Here is an 18,698-nt window from a genome sequence, read left to right as displayed (position 1 = left end):
ATCCATCATAGAGCAGATTGCAAGTGTTCTTCGACATTTTCCTACAAACTTCACAGTTCGTTGTCCACGATATCGTCGAAAGATTGCTCCAAACTATGCAAATCGCGGGCCAAATGATCCCAATACTCTGCTGAATCACCTCCTTCACGGGCCAGAGTCAGGGCTTGTTCCTGCTCAGCCAATAAATTCCGGAGTCTCTCTGCGTAGATAGCCAAAGCCTCTTTTATACAGATTTCATAATGATCCAGCAGACCCTTTTCAAGAACGGCCGCCCTGCTGGCGACAGCTTCTTTCAATAACGGTTCAACCACCGACTTTATTTTGTCGCGGCCGGGACCTTCAAAGAAATGCCGGGGAGTTCTGAAATAATTCCACAGGCCGGACCAGTCCAAAGGCTGGAGCTGACATTCCAGTCTCTCGGGCGGAGACCAGCGCCCTTCTTCCTCCCATAGAAGCTGCGTCTCACTTTCAGAAAAGGACATCTCCTCTGCAGCGGTTCCGGCTGCCGCACGGACCAGCAGTTGCCCTTTGGCTTCCAGCCGCAGGGTTGTGGCCCATAGCTCCTGTTCCAGCTCGCGCTGGACCGTACGCCAGAGCTCACGCCCGCAAGCTGCAAATAGTTCCTTCAAATTTCCGGCATCCTCGCGCAGCAAGGAAGGATGAAAGGATTCCTGAAAAAAACGTCCAAATGAAAATCCCAGCCGCTGTCTCACATGATACAGCAGCTCCTCTCCTTCCCGGCGGAGATCACGGCGGGGCCGCTCCTCTATTTTCAACAGGGAAATCCGTTCCTCCGCCTGACGACGGCGTTCTGCCTGCCGCAGCAGCCCGGCCTCACGCTGGCTTTCCTCCTGCGAAGTCAACCCTCGCCATTCTTCCGCCCGGCGGCGAACGGATACAATGCTCTCTTTGGCGGCTCCCAAGGACAGCTGGGGCAGCTCCTCACCTGCAAAGCGGGATAACGCCAATTCAAAGGCTCCGAAACGCGAAGCTTCATAGAGTCCTTGGTCCCCGGTTCGCTTTCCTGCTAGCGCCTGCAAACTGGAAAGACTATAAATTCGCGGAGAGGTAAGTCCTCCGGCACGTAAATTTGCCGCGACATGGTTACGGACTTCCTCCAATTCCTCTTCCCCTGAAGCAAGATCGGAGGCATTGATAATAAAAAACATTTTATCCAGCGCAAAGCTGTCTTTGATCCGGCCAAGCTGAGCCAAGAGACTCCGGTCCGCCTTCGAAAAGGCATGATTGTAATAGGTCACAAAACAAATCGCATCCGCATCCTTCATGTACCCGAAGGTGACACCCGTATGCCGGGCATGCAGAGAATCCGCTCCGGGTGTATCCACGAGGACAATACCGCTGTCAGTCAGCGGACTTGAATAATACAGATCGATGCCCTGCACGAAGCAGGCCCGGGTCTCCTCCGAAACCAATAGACGATATTGCTCCAGATCAACGGTGCGCACGGTTCCGAGCAGATCTTTTGACTCTGCCCAGCCAGCGGCGGCAGCTTTAAGAAATCCGGCATGAGGCAGCGCCGAAGGATGGATCCCCCTTGTCGGCAGACTCGTCAGGGCAGAAATCCATGTCTCATGCTGCGGCTCTCCAAGCTGCAGCACGTTGAAGGAATGAGTGATATCTCCCCAGAAATCCTCCATGGACTTCATGGTGACAACCGCGGTGGCATGCCGGAATTCCCCTTCCGGCGCTAATATGCGGTTGACCGCCGCCGTGGCGGGGTGGGGAGACACGGGCAGCACCTCTTCGCCGAGCAGGGCGTTGGCGAAGGAGGATTTGCCGGCGCTGAACGCTCCGAACAGCGCCAGTGTAAAGCGGCCGCCGGCGAGATCGCCCGCCCGCGCCGCCAGGCTGCGCGCCGCCGACGCCATGGCCGGCTCGCGGCGCAGCCGCTCCGCTGCGGCCGTCAGCACCGCCGCGGCCGCGGACAGCCGGCGGCGGCGTCCGCCCGCCGGCGAAGCCATGCCCGCCGCTGCCAGGCTTGCGGCGGCGGCGGGGCCGGGCCCGGCCGCTGCTGCGCGCGGCGGCTGGGCCTCGGGCGGCGCTGCGCTGTGCGCAGCAGCGCCCGCCCGCGGGGTTGCCCTCACCTCCGGCAGGATGCCGGGGGTGAGGGTGCGGCGCGGCGGCAGCAGCGCCGCGAGCCCGGCCGCGCGGGCGTCCGCCGCGCGGCCCAGGGCGGCGAGCGCGGCGAAGGCGCGCGCTTGCCGCCGGAGGCGCTGTTCGCGCCGCGCGAGCAGGGCGCGGCGCTCCTCCAGCAGCGGCGGCAGCTTCGCCAGCAGCTCATCTGCCAGCTCCAGAGCTGCCCGGCGGTACATGCCCTTAATTTCTGCCGAAAGACTGCGGCAGAAATTAAGGAGCGCTTCGCCGGAGCCGCCGGTTCCCGGCTTCACCATACCGGCCAATAAGCTGGAATGGACAACCGGCAGCTTCAGCTTCAAAGCTGCCTCCGTCTCCTCATCCCACAGCTGAAGCTCTTCAGCCCAGGTACTAAGAAGAGAAATCAGATGCCATTCCAGCTGCGCGGAGACCTGCCGGCCCAGCAATTCAGTGAAAGCGTTGAGACGGTTAGCCTGTTCTTTTTCCCTCTTGGCAGCAGTGAACCATAAACCTGGCCGGAAGCCAGGGCTTAGGCTGTCAGCATATTGTCCTGCAACCTCTCTTACATCAGCAGGCATAAGATTGGCATTTCCCAGCAGATCGTCCAGGGCCCCCCGAAGATTCAGCCGGGACGACTGGGACAGATCCTCCAGCTTGTTCTGCTCCTCATCAATAGAAGACAGTTCCCTATTCACGGCCTGCTCCTCTGCACCGGAAAGTTCTGAAAGCAAAGCCTCCCTTTCTTCACTCTGCTCCTCCCGAAAAGCGGCAAGTGAAGTCTCCGCCGCATGATGAATCGAACAAGACAGGCTGTATTCCAGCAGCTCTTCCCTGCAGTTCAGAAGTTCCTGGATTAGCAGCATCAAACGGTCCCAGTTATTCAATCCATGGTTTTTTACTTTAAGGGAAGTAAACAGAATTCCGGCATAATGTATACCCCACTGACTGAAAGCGTTTTCCATTTGCAGTTGGTATTCCTTAATCTCTATTTCCTGCTCCCGGTGCTTGTCGATCTGATTGACAATGAGGTAAAGCGGCTTGCCCCAATCACTAAGCGTTTTGGCAAAAGCCAGATTATTCTCCGATTGCACGTGATTGTAATCCATTACATAGAACACGACATCGGCCAGATGCAGTGCCGACCGTGTAGCACTTTGATGCCCGTCATCCGTTGAGTCTACTCCAGGAGTGTCCATCAGTACTCCATATGGGCCCAGCATCGGTACCTCTTCCCAAACTTCTATGGCAGAATACTCTCCCCCATTGCGGCAGTATTCCTCCAGCCTTTCGGGTGTTGTCTCCCACGGGCTTATTTCCACCTCGCCTTTTGTCGCTCGCGGATAAATAAGCGCACGAGGATTCCCGCACCGTATAGAAACAACATTCGCGCTGGTTGGAACCGGGCCGGAGGGGAGCACAGTACATTCGCACAATGCGTTGATCATACTGGATTTCCCTGCCGAGAAATGACCGCAAAAAGCTATCGTCAGCTCCCCCGCGTTCTCCTTTCGCTGCAATTCAGAATATATACGTTCAGCTTCTTCATCCCCCCACTGCATCATTAAGGCTTGCAGTAAGGAAATAGCCGAATTCTTAACCCTTTGACTGTTACTATCAACCTTTGCCGATTCCGCTCCCATGGTCTTCTCCACCTCTGCTATGTCCTTCGGATCCAGTAAAAGCTTCAATGACAACTCACAGTTCATCTGATTTGCAAGAATAGAATAATTCTATTTTAACACCAGTTTGCCACAAATCAAATACGGCAAAAACTTATGCTCACAAAAAAAGGGTGGCCAATAATCTATGAAAAATGACTGGACACACTTTGCTTTTGAGTATGATATAGATGGGTTTTTTGAGCGAACGCTCCGCGAACGGAACGTTGCTCCATCGCTGTGATCTCCAGATTTTATTTATTTTCCTGAGCGGTAAAAATCCGGAGACAGCATATGCTTTCGAAGAGAGCTTTCCTTCGGAAAGCTTTTGGGCGACCGCTGCCGCTTTTCCGCAATCGTTCCGTCCTCTCCGCTGCTTTCAGCGGGAACCCTTCCTAAATCTTTCTAAAAACAGAGAATCAACACCAGAATCAGTACTTGACAAAATGTTGCATGCGGGTATACGCGGATTCGAGCCGTTGGGCGGACTGCATAGCCCTGATATGAACGAAACTGTCAAGCGCCGCTGTAGCAACTCCGTTTTTGGCGCACTTAAACAAACCTATCAATAGACGTCTTTTAAAGAGAGCCCCCTTTTTCCAAAGGGGTTGACTCTGAGTGTGACTTCTTTCCTTACACATTAGGGAGGGAGCATGTCCTTAGCTTGGAGGCAAAAATCATTCGCTGGTCGGCATCCTGATATTCGTGGGTTTACACATGGTATTAATCCATCTGAAGAGCCTGCCGCTAACTATTTTCGTCCATCGTTCGCAAGCAAACGGGCACAAAGGGCTTCCGCGGCGTTTCTCTTCACCTTGCTCGATTTTGCCTCCAAGGTAAGTCATGCTCCGGCTTCCTGGCATTCATCTCCTTTCCTTTAGGGAGTGATTTTTCAGTGGTATACAGCGTCACATTGCAGTAGACGGACGGAGAGGGTTACCCGGCAAGCTTGGACTCCGGGACGGGGTTTCGGTCGTCCATCTCCAAAGCTCGGGCAATCGCCCATACAAATCCGGCAAGCTCCCGGGCAATGGCGGCTACGATCTTCGATTTGTGCTTCCCTTTTCCCAGCATGTTCATATATTTGCGGTGCAACCGGTTCTGTGCCTCCCAGGCCATCCGCTGCACCTCCGGCGGCAGTCCGGTGATCCGCTCGCGCAGTTTGCGGCGCACTCCCGGCGAGTGCCGGTAATGGTGGGCAGCTTCGACCAGCACCCGTCGCAAATGCGCATTACCGGCCTTGGTCAGCTTCCCCTGACTGCGGCTCACGCCGCTGGAGTGCTCGCTGGGCACCAGACCACAGTAACTCATGAATGAGGGGGCGCTGGCAAACCGCGTCACGCTGACCATCTCCGACACCAGCGTCGTGGCGGTGAGTGTAGCCACCCCTCGCAGCGCCTGAAGCGCTTCAATAAGCGGCGCCTGCGCATGGGTGTGGGAGAGAAGCTCGATCTCTTTTTCGTAACGCCGGAGTCGTTCTGCCGTTTCTCGAATGCTCTCCCGGTATTCCTGAAACACCATACGGTGGCAGGGACTCTCGAAGCGGAGGGTGTCCAGCCACTCTTCGTAGGCGAAGGTCCATGCCTTGACCTTGCTTGGGGGAGCGAGCTGCAAGCGTAGCAGAAACTTGCCCATGCGCTGCTTGTGGCGGTTCATATCTTCTTTTGCGTCCTCCCGGGCTCGAACGAGATCCCGGAGAGCTTCCTCCTCAGGGGATGGGATGTAAACACCGGTCAGCTCGCCGGCACGAAACAGCTGAGCCAAACGCAGCGCATCCCGCTTGTCGGTCTTGATTCGGTCGCCGGCCCGCTGAGGGATGAGGGAGGGAGCGACAACCGTACAGGAAATGCCGGATTCCAGCAGCCAGCGGTGAAGCATGTAACCGGTGGGCCCGGCTTCGTAGCAGACTTCCAGTTCCGCTCTGGATTCTCCGGAACCTTGCAACTGCTGCAAAAGCCTTAGAACACGTTCCCTGGTATGTTCGATAATCCCCCAGAAGCGGGGTTCGCTTCGGCCCTCGTCCGCGATGGCTACAGCAATTTTGGCTTTGGATACGTCTAATCCAATATACTTTTTGGCGATACTCATTAGTAAACCGACTCCTTTTTGTTTGTTAGCTCTGAATTGGAATCTTTGAGCCATTCACTCTTAGGATTTCCATTTCAACCTACGAGATAAACAAATTGCGATGTCGGTTTCGTTCATGATAACTATTATCGTGCTGATGTACTAAAAGAGATCAGACCCGGACTGAGGTGACGCTAATTGTGGATTCAACCTAGCCACACACCAGATCCTGTAACCGGTGATTAGAGGGAATTCCTCCCTGTAAATCAGCAAATACACCTCATACGGCATGATTAGAGGGACAATTTCCCTCTATCTGCCCAAACAAGCTGGCACTGACCACTTTAGAGGGATAATCCCCCTCTATCTGCCCAAACAAACTGGCACTGACCACTTTAGAGGGATAATTTCCCTCTATCTGCCCAAACAAACTGGCAACTTCTTCGAGTTTAGTATCCTCAGCCAGAAACAGGCAACGATTCGCTTAGCGCCGAAGAAGGTCTCGAAACCTCAGCAAAGACGAACCTCCAAAACCTGCAGCAGGGGATTCGGGAGGACTTCATCCGTACACACATTCGCGAACTGCGAGTGCTGACTCCTGCCGCATCTGCGCAGCCTCTGGGTTGTGGTTACGATTTTCCTCCGCTTATCCGGCAGGCCTCCAAAGAATAAGAAGTCATCTGTCTGCCCACGGCGGCCACTCAAGTTTATAGAGATAGCCTTTAAAGCGGCTCTGAATTTCGTTGTTTAGTGGTAACTCATCCTCATCCACCTTGACCTTCACCCTAAAGATGACGCCCATGCTGGGCGTACACAAAAAGCAGCCAGTCTCCAAACCGGAGACTGGCTGCTTCCTACCGTTTTAAGTTGAGAGTGGCTGTTTTCATTCGTAGAGGAATCTACTTATACGTTCTCTCTTAGCCGTAATAATTTAGGCACTTTCCAATACAGGCAGCAAAATCTCAAACACTTTACCATGCTGCAGAATGGTCAGTCCACGGGATTTATCCTTCATAACAACAACTTCAGGCTTCTGAGCCATACGCTCCAGGTAATGCTCAGGCACGTCGCCGGAGTGGCTGATTGTAATGCCTTCCACTTCCTGTTCTTCGTTCTCCTCCAGAGGGCTGTCTACAACCCGTTCAAAAATATCCGAAAATACTTCAAAATTATCAGTGTATACAGAAATGCATTTCATTCTATCCCCATCCTCTTCTTCATCTCTAATTTTTAACTTTTGGCGCTTGATCATTATCTTTCCTGATCAGCGACGTTTTCATACGTTTTTTGCCTTCACGGCACACATCAAGGAGCGGGCATACCTGACACTTGGGATTCTGCGCTTTACAATGATAGCGTCCGAAAAAAATGAGCCGGTGATGCGTCAAAGTCCACTCGTCACGCGGAACAGCCTTCATGAGCTTCTTCTCGACGATCAGCACGGAATCCTTCCAGCCGGAGAGTCCCAGCCGCTTGGCAACCCGTTCAACATGAGTATCCACGGCAATGGCGGGAACTCCAAAAGCATTGGAGACCACAACATTGGCCGTCTTACGTCCGACACCAGGCAATGTAATCAAGAGGTCATGAGCCTGCGGGATTTCCCCTCCATACTGTTCGATCAGGATCGAGCACAGGCTTTGAATATGCTTGGCCTTGTTTCGGTATAAACCGATGCGCCGGATGTCCCCCTCCAGCTCCTCAAGCGGAACTGAAATGTAATCGAGAGGCGTTTTATACTTTTGGAATAAGTCCACTGTTACTTTGTTGACCGTAGCGTCCGTACATTGGGCTGACAAGAGCACCGCTATCGTCAGCTCAATGGCATTGCTATGATTCAATTCGCAGTGAGCATCCGGGAACATGCCGCCGATGGTATCCAGAATGTGGCGGACATCTGCAATTTTCATAGGCGGCTCCTCATTGTTGTTAGAAAATATAAGCAAAGTATGTATTATAGCGTACACTTTCATACATTACAAGCGATTGCCCTACCGCCCCTTATATTTCAAAAAAAACGTCCTGACGCAAGTAAATCCCCCTGCGTCAAGACGGTGTTTCACACGGAAAGCCACCTTAAAACTTATTGTTTCACGATTTCAACGATAACATCGTTATTGAAATATAATGTAATATTATCATTTTCTTTGATAGATTGCACGGATAATGTCGTGTCACCTTGGTGAATATATGCATTCGAAGCAAGCTGGAAGCGGTAATTCTCGTCATTTAAGTTCTCCCGTTTGACTACTACCTGATTACCAGTGCTCTCGTAGCGGGAGAAATCACGGTTTTGCTTAGGCAATACACGAATGATTGTCGATCCGTCCGCATCTTTTCGCACTTCTACTCTTTCGGAAACTGCAAGACTCCCCAGAGAAGTGCTCGTAACGCTGTCACGGACAATTTTCACACTGCTTCCTGTCAAAAAGGTCTGTGTGCTTCCTGCAAAGTCTTTAACCGCCAGCGTCCCTGCAGCTGCATCCAGAGACAATACTTGACCCGTTGTAAGCTTGGCTAACTGAACAGATACCGTGGAGGACCCGTTAGCGACAACATTAACATAGTCCCCTACTTTAAAATCACTCAGCTTTAGAGTCAGACCCGCCTCATTCGTCAGAGCCACACCCGAAGTATAGACAGTGCCGGTACCGCCGGCCCATTTTACATTCAGCCTGTTATTAGCCGTGTCCAGAAAAGTAACTGCAGCCTGCAGGACCGACTTCACTCTTAATACTGAGACTGCTTCCTGATTGTCTGCCATTACTGCCGAGACCGTATTACCAACCGCAACATCAGCTATTCCAGCATTTGTACGGCCGAAGACATCAACCGAATCCGGAAAAGGAAGGGTAACCACTTGACCTTCATTTGTTTTGATTACCATTTTTTGAGTTGCAGTATTAATTGCTGTCACTGTACCTTCATACTTAGTCACTACTTCAAGGGAAAAAGTACGCTGTCCAATTGAACTAACACTGACTTTGCGCCCCTCTGTCAACAACGTACCGATAGTAGTCAAGGTAGGCAGTGAACCCTCATAAGTTAGTTTCGTTTTATCGTCCAGAGTAAATAAATGAGCTTTATTATTGCTGTCCAGCGCAGTCAGCAGCTTGTTTTTAACATTGTAGCTTACAACCGAGAGGCTGCCGTACAGCTCGACCTGCCGGCTGAGCACTTCAATTTTCACTACCTGGTCGTTGCTGTTCAGTGTCAATTTAATATTGTCACCGCCCGTCGCATCCGCAATCAGATCAGCGGCAAGAGGATTCGATACTCCCGGAATCACAATAACTGGAGCTGCACCAAGCAGCTTCACCTCACGGCTTCCATCACTCTTTTTAAAAACGACAGTAGAAGCGCTTAGTTCATAAAGTGAACCCTGAACGGTTCGTTCTACAGCTTCGGTAACCTCTATAGATGTAATAAGGTTATTCTTAATCGTGTACTTTACAGCTGAACCAGCCTTCAACTCTGCAGTTGCAAGAATGGAATTCTGATAGCGGAATATAGTGGTGTCGTCCCACTTGAAGGCTTCCTCAACTCCTGAAGCGTTCTTGAATGTAATGCTTTTTCCGGTAATGTCGATGCTTTTCAATGAGCCTGTCGCAGTTTTGTTTACGACCCCGGAAGTCACCTGAACGCTAACCACCTTTTTTGAACCGGTGTAAGTTTCACGCTGCAATGTGACCAGGCTATCCGCAGCAATGGCGGACGGTTCAATTGTGGCTCCGTTAACATCCAGAAAAGTTGTGCCAGCATCAAAGGTGTACTCTGGATATCCCTCGGAAGTCTTTAAGAAAAGCTTATTGTTTCCCGTAACCATGGCAAAACTGCCCCGAATACTTTCGACCTGCTGCTTGGGATCGGTAATCTCGATGTAAGCCGCATTGCTGTTTGCCCCTATAACCATAACCTTCGTATACGGTTTGACATCGTTCAGACTGCCTTTGGTTTCGGAAGCACTGGTGTAGTAAGCGGTACCTGCGCCAAGATTGAACACAGAAGACTTTCCGTTGTCATAAATTGTAATTTTTCCATCCTTCAGACCGCTAACAGTACCTGTAAAAGTGTTGTCATAGACGAGTGTGTTATGAGCTTCTGCCCGGCTGAAAAAAGCAGCCAACTGCGCACGGGTTACCACACCCTTCGGATCAAAGCGGTTACCATCCAGACCATTTGCCAATCCGAGATCCACGGCGGCATTAATATATCCCCGCTTGTTTGCGGACACCTTGGCATCATCGGCAAATCCGGTAGGTTCAGAAGCTGCCGCTACTGCATCAGCAGTTTTTCCTAGTGAACGAATCAGTACTTCCGCAATCCATTCACGCGTTGCCTTACGCTCACCCCATGAGGTCTTCAAATTGTCTGGAGCCATTTCCAGGGTCTTGTCGAGGAGCTTCTGCTGGAACGCCAGCACAACGTAGGATTTATAATAATTCGACACTTTAAAATCGGCCGGCAGGGCCACATCAGTACTGCTGTCCGCCAGATTCTGCAGCTTCATAAAGCGTAATGCCATCAGTACGGCTTCCTGCTGGGAGACAGGATCATTAGGTCGGAAACTTCCGTTATTCCCGATAATAATGCCTTGTGCAGCAAGCTTATAGATATGCTTTTCAGCCCAAAAGCCGCTCTTCACATCTTTGAATGCACCAGCAGCGGCAGCGGCTGCAACTGCGGAAGTAGTTGTTGAAGCAGTTGTTGAAGCAGTTGAACCAGCGGCCGCAGCGGTATCGGCAAATGCTGCGCTAGCGCCGCTAATCGCTATGGCTCCCGCAAGGATCACGGATACTGTTTTAGCAGAATAGCCCCCTGCGGGACGACTTAACCTGTTATGTCCAGACAAAATAATATTCCCCTCTCTGTATCACAAATAAGAAGTATCCATAGGTCTTCGCCGGAAACTGTCGATATTCCTGCGCAGTTATAAGCTGTTATCTCTGGTCATGGGGTGCTCCAGATCCACATGTCCCATCAGACTCTCTACTTTCTCACCATCCAGCAGAACCTCGATACTCTGGACTTCTGCGAATTGAAACAGTGTCTTTGAGAGTGCGCCCATAGCAAAGGACTCTCCGCCTGCGCCAAGCTGAGCCTCAATCGGTTTATGAATATCAATCACAACTTGTCCGTTATCGAACTTCAAGGACTTTAGTTCAATCTTGCCCCATAGCGGAACAAGATCGGTATTGTCACTGGCTTGCAGTGCCTGAAATGCCGCTGAATATTTACTGGCAGCCTCTGTAACGGTATAGCTGATTGTCGCTTTAGCCGCAACCAGATCCATCATTTGGGAATCCGTATAATATACATCAATAGTCTCGACCTTCTTCTCTTCTGCAGCCGGATCCGCAGGGGCTGTATTATTCGTCCCGGTTCCGTCGCTGCCTGCAGTGGGCTGTGAAGAAGCTTCCGCATTGGAATTAACTGAATCCGCTGCAGCTTCTGAATTCCCGCCGGCGCCGCTGACAACGGCCGGCGTCTGAAGACCCTCAGATGCAGTAATAGGCTTGTCCCCGCATCCTGACATTACAAAAAGCAATAATACCGATAAGCCTGCATAACCTAATTTTGTGTTCATTCGTTACGCCCCCTAGATAAATACGGACAGACCCGCATCACAAAGCCTTCTTCACTGCTATAGCAACAGAAAGGTGGATTCGCGGCGCTTGTCTGCCGTTTGGCTGTTATTTTAACCCGAGATATTCTTTAATGGCACTTACCATCGCGGCGGCTGTCCGATTTTGCAGAGCCTCAGTAAATAAAAGGGCTTCATCACCCTTGTTGCTTAAATAACCTACTTCCAGTAAGACAGCCGGCATTTTGGTTTCACGGATAACATGGAAATTGCCATAGCGGACACCGCGGTTATTTAGGCCCGTTGCCTTCATCAGATACTTATGCATCACATTTGCCAGAACTTTACTCGCCTCACGCTGATAATACGTCTCTGTTCCGCTTGCGCTGGATGAAGCCCCACTGTTCGCATGCACGGAAAGGAACAAATCAGCATTCAGATTATTGGCTATCGCAGCCCGTTCCTTGAGCTCAAGGAAGGTATCGTTACTGCGGGTAAGCACCACGTCGATATTCTTTTCTTTTTTCAGCAGCTCCGCTGCTTTCAGCACTACTGCTAAATTAAAGGTCTTCTCATATTTACCGGTTACGCCTACTGCGCCTGAATCCTTCGCTCCATGGCCTGCATCCAGAACCACAAGCTTCCTGCCGCTGCTGCCGGGTACTACTCCTGTTTCACCCGAATCCGCTGCGTTTAAATCAACTATAACGAGATTATTTTCATTCTCCGACACACTAAGGGCATAATTTTTGGCGTAATTCAAATCCAACACAAATCGTACCGTGTAGGGGGTAGAGCTGAATAGTGAGTATCGGACTCCCGATACATCCGGATATCCAGTTACCTCCAGCTTCCCATTCAATGTAGGATCCAAAGCCTGTCCCGAGCCAAAAACATCGGAAAAGGTTGCATTGGGCAGATCCACCACTAACCGGTCAGGATTTTTAAGAACGGTTACTTTAGGCTTCGAAGAGCCCTGCATTGCGATGAGCAGCCTATTCTCACTAAAGCTTACTCCATTTACCTTGGCAAGATTCGCTGTTGTGTCTGCTGGAGGCACTGTAACACTTGTCCCGCCCTCACCAGTACTGCCGGTTGAGTTGCCGTTATCCGGTGTACTTTCCGGGCTAACAATGCTTACAACCTTTTCTTTGTTGTTCCATTCGACGCTTAATCCAAATTGTTCGCTTATAAACCGGATCGGCACAAGAGTCGTGGAGTTCCGAAGCAAGGGAGAGGCATGCAGCGTGACTGTTTTATCATCGACAGAAGCTGTCTTTTGATTAACGATCAGTTCAATGGTCTTTCCCTGCTGCTCAATGGTGATCTTCTGATTCTTCTGTTCCCAACCCACCTTGTACCCCAGATTCTCTGCGATCATTCGGAGCGGCACCATAATCGTGTCATTCACATTCTCAACCTGGACGTTCTGACCCGCAGCCAGCTCTTTACCATCCAGAATAATCTTGTTATTCGCGGCGGCTTGGCTCTTCTCTGGTAGAACTAGCATAAATAGCAGCAGCAACAACATAAAACCAAATTTCTTCATTCTTCACCTCTACGAATCTAGTATTCCGCCTGGGAATGGCGTTCATGATGCACACGACGGGCGACATTTGACCTCTATTAGACGCCGCTTCAGTCTAAAAGTTGCGAAAATATCCCATGGTAAAACAAGATTCGCATAAGTGTAGTCTAGCGGAACGATTCTCTTACAACCCAAGATATTCCTTGATCCCCGCAACAATTTCCTGTGCCAAGGCATCCTGAAAAGCTTCACTGTACATCGAAGCCTCGTCACCGGCATGGGTCAAATATCCGGCTTCCAGCAGCACAGCCGGCATGCTGGTTTCCCTTGTCACATGAAGACTCTTGCTTCTTACTCCGTTATCCTTGAAGCCGGTGCCTACCAAAAGATGCTTATGCATAATTTGCGCCAGAGGCAGACTTTCACTTCGGCTGTAATAGGTTTCGCTCCCGTTAACCTTGCCCCAATTGGTATAGGTAGGGGGCATAGCATTCGCATGAAGTGAAATAAATAAATCGGCCTTGGCGGATTCAGCAATAGTTACCCGATCCTGCAGACCAAGCGTACTATCGTCTCCCCGCGTCAATATTACGGTTATGCCTGATTCCTGCTGCAGCAAGCTTTCTGCTTTGCGAATAACCGCAAGATTAAAGTTTTTTTCCAGCCTTTTAGTTATACTGACAGCCCCCGGCTGTGTCCCGCCATGACCTGCATCAAGTACAACGACAGGATTCCCCTTACCTTCGGTACCTCCAACATCCCCCTCGGTATTCGCCGATATATTAAGATCAATAGTAGTAAGACCTGAGCCTTCATCAGTGCTGATTTGATAAGGAGTAACGGCATTCGTCTGAATGACGAAACGGACGATGGATGGACTGGTGCTGAACAGGGCATATCTGATTTCTGATACTTGCGGATAACCGGTAATGTCCAGCTTTCCTTGTTGATTGCCTAGTGCCGACTCTCCGGCTGGACCGCCAGTGAAGTCAGAAGCAACTGAGGTGTCCGGAAAATCCACGACAATGCGATTTGGATTGGTCATTGAAGTAACGGTCGGTTTCGCTGCTCCGGTTACAGCAATCATCAAGCGGTTCTCACTGAATGCTGCTCCTTTGATTTGGGCTGTGATAACGGGAGTTTCATTTCCTCCCGGAATTACAGGAGCATCCACAACGATTCCCGAACCTTCGCCAGTACTGTCAGCGCCTTCATTCCCGCCTGAAGAGCTTCCGGTTAAATAGACTGTCTTATCGCTGTTATCCCAGCCTACCTTGAGGCCAAACTGTTCACTAACAAAGCGTATAGGAACAAGTACCGTGCCTCCCGTCTGTTTGGGAGCTGCGTTCAAATCCAGCGTGACTCCATCGGCGTTGGCTTTCCTGCTCCCCACCGCAAGCTCAACGCTTTTGCCGTCCTGGCGCACGATGACTTTGCGGGTTTTCTGCTCCCACTGCACTTCGAAGCCGAGATTCTCCACTACGACGCGAATGGGGATCATCACACTTCCATTCGTACTCTCAAGCACTACTCCTTGGGGTAAGACAAGCTCTTTGTTGTCCAGCACAATCTTGCCGCTTCCCGCAGCAGATGCTCCCGGCCCGGTGAACGACAGAAACAATAGGGGCAACAGCAGCAGCAGCAGAAGTCGCAAACCGGTTTTCCTCATTCTTTTCTCCCCTTACACAGTGATAGATAGACAGATAAGTACTAGACGCCAAGATTCTCCAAAAGTTACTCTTCTAGTAACGAATATATCGATTATAGCAAAAAAACTTCCATTTCCGCATCCCGGAAATGGAAGTTTTGTGTAAAATTAACATGACTTCTGTCACTTTCTATCTAATCCTGCAACTAAGCGAACAATTTAGCAGCGTTGCGAGCTTCATAGGCATCAATTTCATCTACATGCTTGAGCGTTAGTCCAATATCATCAAGACCCTGCAGCAAGAACTGGCGGCGGTGCTCATCCAGCTCAAACTGAATGCTAAGGCCATATTCATCGCTGAGTGTATTGTTCTCAAGATCAACTGTCAATTCATAGCCCTCGTAAGCAGCCGTCCGGTTAAATAGCTCATCAATCTGCTCTTCTGACAGCTTAATTGGCAGAATACCGTTCTTGAAACAGTTGTTATAAAAAATATCCGCATACGAGGGTGCAATTACGGTCTTGAATCCGTAATCCATAATCGCCCAAGGTGCATGCTCCCGGGAGGAGCCGCAGCCAAAGTTGGCACGTGAAATCAGAACGGAGGCCCCTTTGTAGCGGGGCTTATTCATTTCAAACGCTGAATTATCATTGCCGGCCTCGTCAAAACGCCATTCATAGAACAGGAATTGCCCAAACCCCGTCCGTTCAATCCGTTTCAAAAACTGCTTCGGAATAATTGCGTCCGTATCTACATTCACCCGGTCCACCGGTGCCACGATTCCTGTTAATTTCTTAAAAGCTTCCATTTCATTACCCTCCCGCTTCTTCTCGTTTCTATGCGTTGACGGCTTCCGTCTTGTAATTCCAATCCCGTACATCCGTAAAGTGACCTTTGATCGCTGCCGCCGCGGCCATTGCCGGGGATACCAGATGCGTACGTCCGCCGCGTCCCTGGCGTCCTTCAAAGTTACGGTTCGAGGTAGAGGCACAGCGCTGGCCTGGTTGCAGAACATCCGGGTTCATAGCCAGACACATACTGCAGCCCGCATCACGCCATTCAAAGCCGGCTTCTGTAAATATTTTGTCGAGCCCTTCCTTTTCAGCCTGCAACTTGACCCGTCCCGAGCCCGGTACAACAATAGCCGTTACTTTTCCGGATACCGTATGCCCCTTGGCTACCTGCGCAGCCGCTCTCAGGTCTTCGATCCGGCCATTCGTACAGGAACCGATAAATACATAATCAATATCAATTTCGGAGATAGGGGTGCCTGGAGTCAGGTCCATATATTCCAATGCTTTTTCAGCTGCTTTACGTTCATTTTCCGTAGAAAAGTCAGCAGGGTTAGGTACGGCTGATGTAATATCCGTTCCCATACCCGGGCTTGTGCCCCAGGTTACTTGCGGAATCAAGGTCTCCACATTGAACTCTACTACCGTGTCATACTGTGCGCCTTCATCGCTCACAAGACCTTTCCATACCGCTACAGCGTCATCATAGGCTTCGCCCTGGGGCACATATTGACGTCCGCGCAAGTATTCGAAGGTAGTCTCGTCAGGAGCAATCAAGCCTGCTCTCGCCCCGCCTTCAATCGACATATTGCAGACCGTCATACGCTCTTCCATGGACAATTCACGGATCGCTTCACCTGTATATTCAATAACATAACCGGTTGCAAAGTCTGTACCGTATTTAGCGATAACACCGAGAATCATATCCTTCGCCGTGACTCCAGGATTGCGTTTTCCTGTAAAGCGGATTTCCATCGTCTTGGCTTTGGATTGCTGCAGACACTGGGTGGCCATTACGTGCTCAACCTCACTTGTTCCAATACCAAATGCCAATGCGCCGAATGCTCCGTGCGTAGAAGTATGGCTATCCCCGCAAACAATGGTTTTGCCAGGATGGGTGAGACCAATTTCCGGGCCCATAACGTGAACAACACCCTGATCAATATCATTCAGATCAAACAGTCTCACACCGAAATCACTGCAGTTCTTGGACAGTGTGTCAATTTGCTGCTTGGAAATAGGGTCTGTAATGTTGAAACGGTCTTTAGTAGGTACGTTGTGGTCCATCGTCGCAAACGTTAATTCTGGGCGGCGTACCTTGCGGCCGCTAAGGCGTAGACCTTCAAATGCCTGTGGAGAAGTTACCTCATGCACCAAATGCAGGTCGATATACAAAATGCTCGGCTTGCCTTCCTCTTGATGGATAACGTGATTATCCCAAATTTTCTCAAACATTGTCTTGTTGCTCATGAATTCACCTCATCAATAGAATCGTTCATTGGAAGAGAGTCATCTCTCTTGAATGATATAAATATAACATCGCTGCATTTATAATTCCAAGATATGATATCTATAAAAGCGATAGGTACATCCTATAAGATGTATCATTCTTTTCTCTTCAATGAAGATTGGTGAATATATTGAATGGTGTGCTGATTGTTCTTCACCCTTCACCTATGTTAACTGCGATGTTTATAGGATATACTTATAAGTACAATTATAAAAAAAAATAGGTTAACTGAATACTTAAGGAGCTTGAGCCATGGAACTAAGACAATTACAATATGCGCTGCAAATTGCAGCCGAAAGAAACTTCTCCCGTGCGGCGGATAAACTGCATATTGCACAGCCCTCCCTTAGCCAGCAGCTATCCAAGCTGGAGAAGGAACTCGGAGTGCTGCTCTTCCAACGAAATACCAGTTCGGTTGAACTGACCCATGCAGGGGCGAAATTTGTGGAACAAGCGCAGAATATTATTGATGCTGTAGAGCTGCTGCGTCAAGAGATGTCAGACATTTCTCAACTACGAACCGGCAAGGTCGTTGTCGGAAGCATGCCGATTACTGGCGCACATCTCCTCCCGCATGTCCTTCCCGTATTTAAAGAAAAGTATCCAGAGGTAGATATTAATCTGCTGGAGGATTCATCTATGAATTTGGAAAAGCTGACTGCGAACGGTCAGACCGATCTCAGCCTGCTCTCACTCCCTCTTGAGGTTCCTGCTTTAGCTTACGAAATCCTCGGAGAAGAACGGATTGATCTGGCTGTCCCTCCCGGGCACCCGCTGGCATCCCGTGCTCTGACAGGTGAACGTACTCATCTGGAAGAACTCAAGGAGGAGTCCTTCATTGTACTAAAAGAGGGTCAGGGCTTTCGTAAAATGACCATGGAGCTGTGTATGAAATCCGGCTTTGAGCCGCGCATCGTATTCGAAAGTAATAACATGGAGACTGTGCAATCACTCGTGGCCACAGGCATGGGTGTAACACTTGTCCCTCATTTTATTGCTAGAGCACCACGAAGCGAGTTCGTTCCAGTGTATCTGCCATTAGCAGAACCAGTACCGACCAGGACCCTAGTCATAGCCTATCGGCGCGGAAGGTATCTGTCCAAAGCCGCCGAGGCTTTTATCGAAACGTTCAAAACAACTGTAGCTGGATTAAATCATTAACATTAGAACTGAGAATAAGCCGCCCGATGCTATTAGGCATTAGTCGGCTTATTTGTGTATGCATTATTCTAAGCGTCTATTATGCACTGAAGTCAAACGGTTTTGGTCATCCTTAAGCCGAGATGTATCATCATCTACCGGACCATGATCTTTGCGGGTGCCAAACTTTTCCTCCAAAAACTCACGAGTCACTTGATTCTGAAATTCTGCTTCTTCATTTGCATTTTGGATCTGCTCCAACTGGACATCCTCGCTGTTTTCCAATTACATCCACCTCCCGGCAACAGATTAGTAGTATTTTGCCCGTTCCCGGTAAGGATAAACATCTTTTTTAGCGCCTGCTCCGGCATGAAAAATGTAGTTCATAATCCCTTTGCAAACCGCTTCGCTCCATGGTATTCTAAATGACAAACAATGAAACGTGCAGACGGGACCAGTACGAATGAATCCAATCGCGCCAAGAGAGTAAATTCCGACAGGCTGAAAGAATTTACCGCGATTTCATTCCGAATCCTACCCCCGAACGGCCTGCTCCCGCAGGACGGCCCCTCCCGTTATGAGGACTAGAGTCGGATGATACCTCATCAATGAAGGTGGTACCGCGGAAGTTAACCAAGCTTTCGTCCTTTGCTAAG

14 protein-coding genes are annotated in these 18,698 nt (G+C 50.1%); 2 read left to right on the top strand and 12 right to left on the bottom strand.

Annotation, left to right across the window (positions count from 1 at the left end):
* Nucleotides 1-50: 50 nt before the first annotated feature.
* Nucleotides 51-3,803, bottom strand: a complete 3,753-nt coding sequence (locus PaeBR_RS11165) for a dynamin family protein (protein WP_410514874.1) — start codon at nucleotides 3,801-3,803, stop codon at nucleotides 51-53.
* 161 nt (nucleotides 3,804-3,964) lie between these two features.
* Between PaeBR_RS11165 and PaeBR_RS11160 the strand changes: the two genes are divergently transcribed.
* On the top strand, nucleotides 3,965-4,345 hold the full coding sequence (locus PaeBR_RS11160) for a hypothetical protein (RefSeq protein WP_410514873.1): 381 nt from the start codon (nucleotides 3,965-3,967) through the stop codon (nucleotides 4,343-4,345).
* 364 nt (nucleotides 4,346-4,709) lie between these two features.
* Here the strand turns inward: PaeBR_RS11160 and PaeBR_RS11155 are convergent, their stop codons facing one another.
* The 10 genes from PaeBR_RS11155 to leuC all read right to left on the bottom strand — a co-directional run bounded on the left by PaeBR_RS11155 (nucleotide 4,710) and on the right by leuC (nucleotide 16,862).
* A complete protein-coding gene (locus tag PaeBR_RS11155) occupies nucleotides 4,710-5,861 on the bottom strand; it encodes an IS110 family transposase (RefSeq protein ID WP_410512566.1) in 1,152 nt (383 codons plus the stop codon).
* A 489-nt stretch (nucleotides 5,862-6,350) separates the two neighbouring features.
* Nucleotides 6,351-6,545 (bottom strand): hypothetical protein, encoded by a 195-nt coding sequence (locus tag PaeBR_RS11150; RefSeq protein WP_410514872.1) that lies wholly within the window; start codon nucleotides 6,543-6,545, stop codon nucleotides 6,351-6,353.
* 226 nt (nucleotides 6,546-6,771) lie between these two features.
* Nucleotides 6,772-7,038, bottom strand: coding sequence for an NAD/NADP transhydrogenase alpha subunit (locus PaeBR_RS11145; RefSeq protein ID WP_410514871.1), 267 nt, complete (start codon nucleotides 7,036-7,038; stop codon nucleotides 6,772-6,774).
* Between the two features lie 25 nt (nucleotides 7,039-7,063).
* Entirely contained in the window at nucleotides 7,064-7,750 is a 687-nt protein-coding gene (gene nth, locus PaeBR_RS11140) for an endonuclease III (RefSeq protein WP_410514870.1), read from the bottom strand.
* Nucleotides 7,751-7,923: 173 nt separating this feature from the next.
* A complete protein-coding gene (locus PaeBR_RS11135; RefSeq protein WP_410514869.1) occupies nucleotides 7,924-10,692 on the bottom strand; it encodes an S-layer homology domain-containing protein in 2,769 nt (922 codons plus the stop codon).
* Nucleotides 10,693-10,770: 78 nt separating this feature from the next.
* Nucleotides 10,771-11,427: a GerMN domain-containing protein gene (locus PaeBR_RS11130; protein WP_410514868.1), complete on the bottom strand. Its 657-nt coding sequence runs from the start codon at nucleotides 11,425-11,427 to the stop codon at nucleotides 10,771-10,773.
* A gap of 106 nt (nucleotides 11,428-11,533) precedes the next feature.
* Nucleotides 11,534-12,973 (bottom strand): N-acetylmuramoyl-L-alanine amidase, encoded by a 1,440-nt coding sequence (locus PaeBR_RS11125; RefSeq protein WP_410514867.1) that lies wholly within the window; start codon nucleotides 12,971-12,973, stop codon nucleotides 11,534-11,536.
* Between the two features lie 163 nt (nucleotides 12,974-13,136).
* Nucleotides 13,137-14,621, bottom strand: coding sequence for an N-acetylmuramoyl-L-alanine amidase (locus PaeBR_RS11120; protein WP_410514866.1), 1,485 nt, complete (start codon nucleotides 14,619-14,621; stop codon nucleotides 13,137-13,139).
* 185 nt (nucleotides 14,622-14,806) lie between these two features.
* Complete coding sequence (leuD, locus tag PaeBR_RS11115) at nucleotides 14,807-15,409, bottom strand: 3-isopropylmalate dehydratase small subunit (protein ID WP_410514865.1); 603 nt, start codon at nucleotides 15,407-15,409, stop codon at nucleotides 14,807-14,809.
* A gap of 28 nt (nucleotides 15,410-15,437) precedes the next feature.
* Nucleotides 15,438-16,862, bottom strand: coding sequence for a 3-isopropylmalate dehydratase large subunit (gene leuC, locus PaeBR_RS11110; protein WP_410514864.1), 1,425 nt, complete (start codon nucleotides 16,860-16,862; stop codon nucleotides 15,438-15,440).
* Nucleotides 16,863-17,154: 292 nt separating this feature from the next.
* On the opposite strand from leuC, the gene PaeBR_RS11105 reads away from it, so the two are divergent.
* Nucleotides 17,155-18,063 carry a LysR family transcriptional regulator gene (locus tag PaeBR_RS11105; RefSeq protein WP_410514863.1) on the top strand — a complete coding sequence of 303 codons (909 nt, stop codon included), beginning with the start codon at nucleotides 17,155-17,157 and terminating at the stop codon, nucleotides 18,061-18,063.
* A gap of 63 nt (nucleotides 18,064-18,126) precedes the next feature.
* Here PaeBR_RS11105 and PaeBR_RS11100 read toward each other — a convergent pair whose 3' ends face one another.
* Nucleotides 18,127-18,327 carry a hypothetical protein gene (locus tag PaeBR_RS11100; RefSeq protein WP_410514862.1) on the bottom strand — a complete coding sequence of 67 codons (201 nt, stop codon included), beginning with the start codon at nucleotides 18,325-18,327 and terminating at the stop codon, nucleotides 18,127-18,129.
* Nucleotides 18,328-18,698 lie beyond the last annotated feature (371 nt).

This window comes from Paenibacillus sp. BR2-3 (assembly GCF_046529485.1).
In the GTDB taxonomy this organism is placed as follows: domain Bacteria; phylum Bacillota; class Bacilli; order Paenibacillales; family Paenibacillaceae; genus Paenibacillus_AQ.
This window is presented reverse-complemented; position numbering and strand designations above follow the sequence as displayed.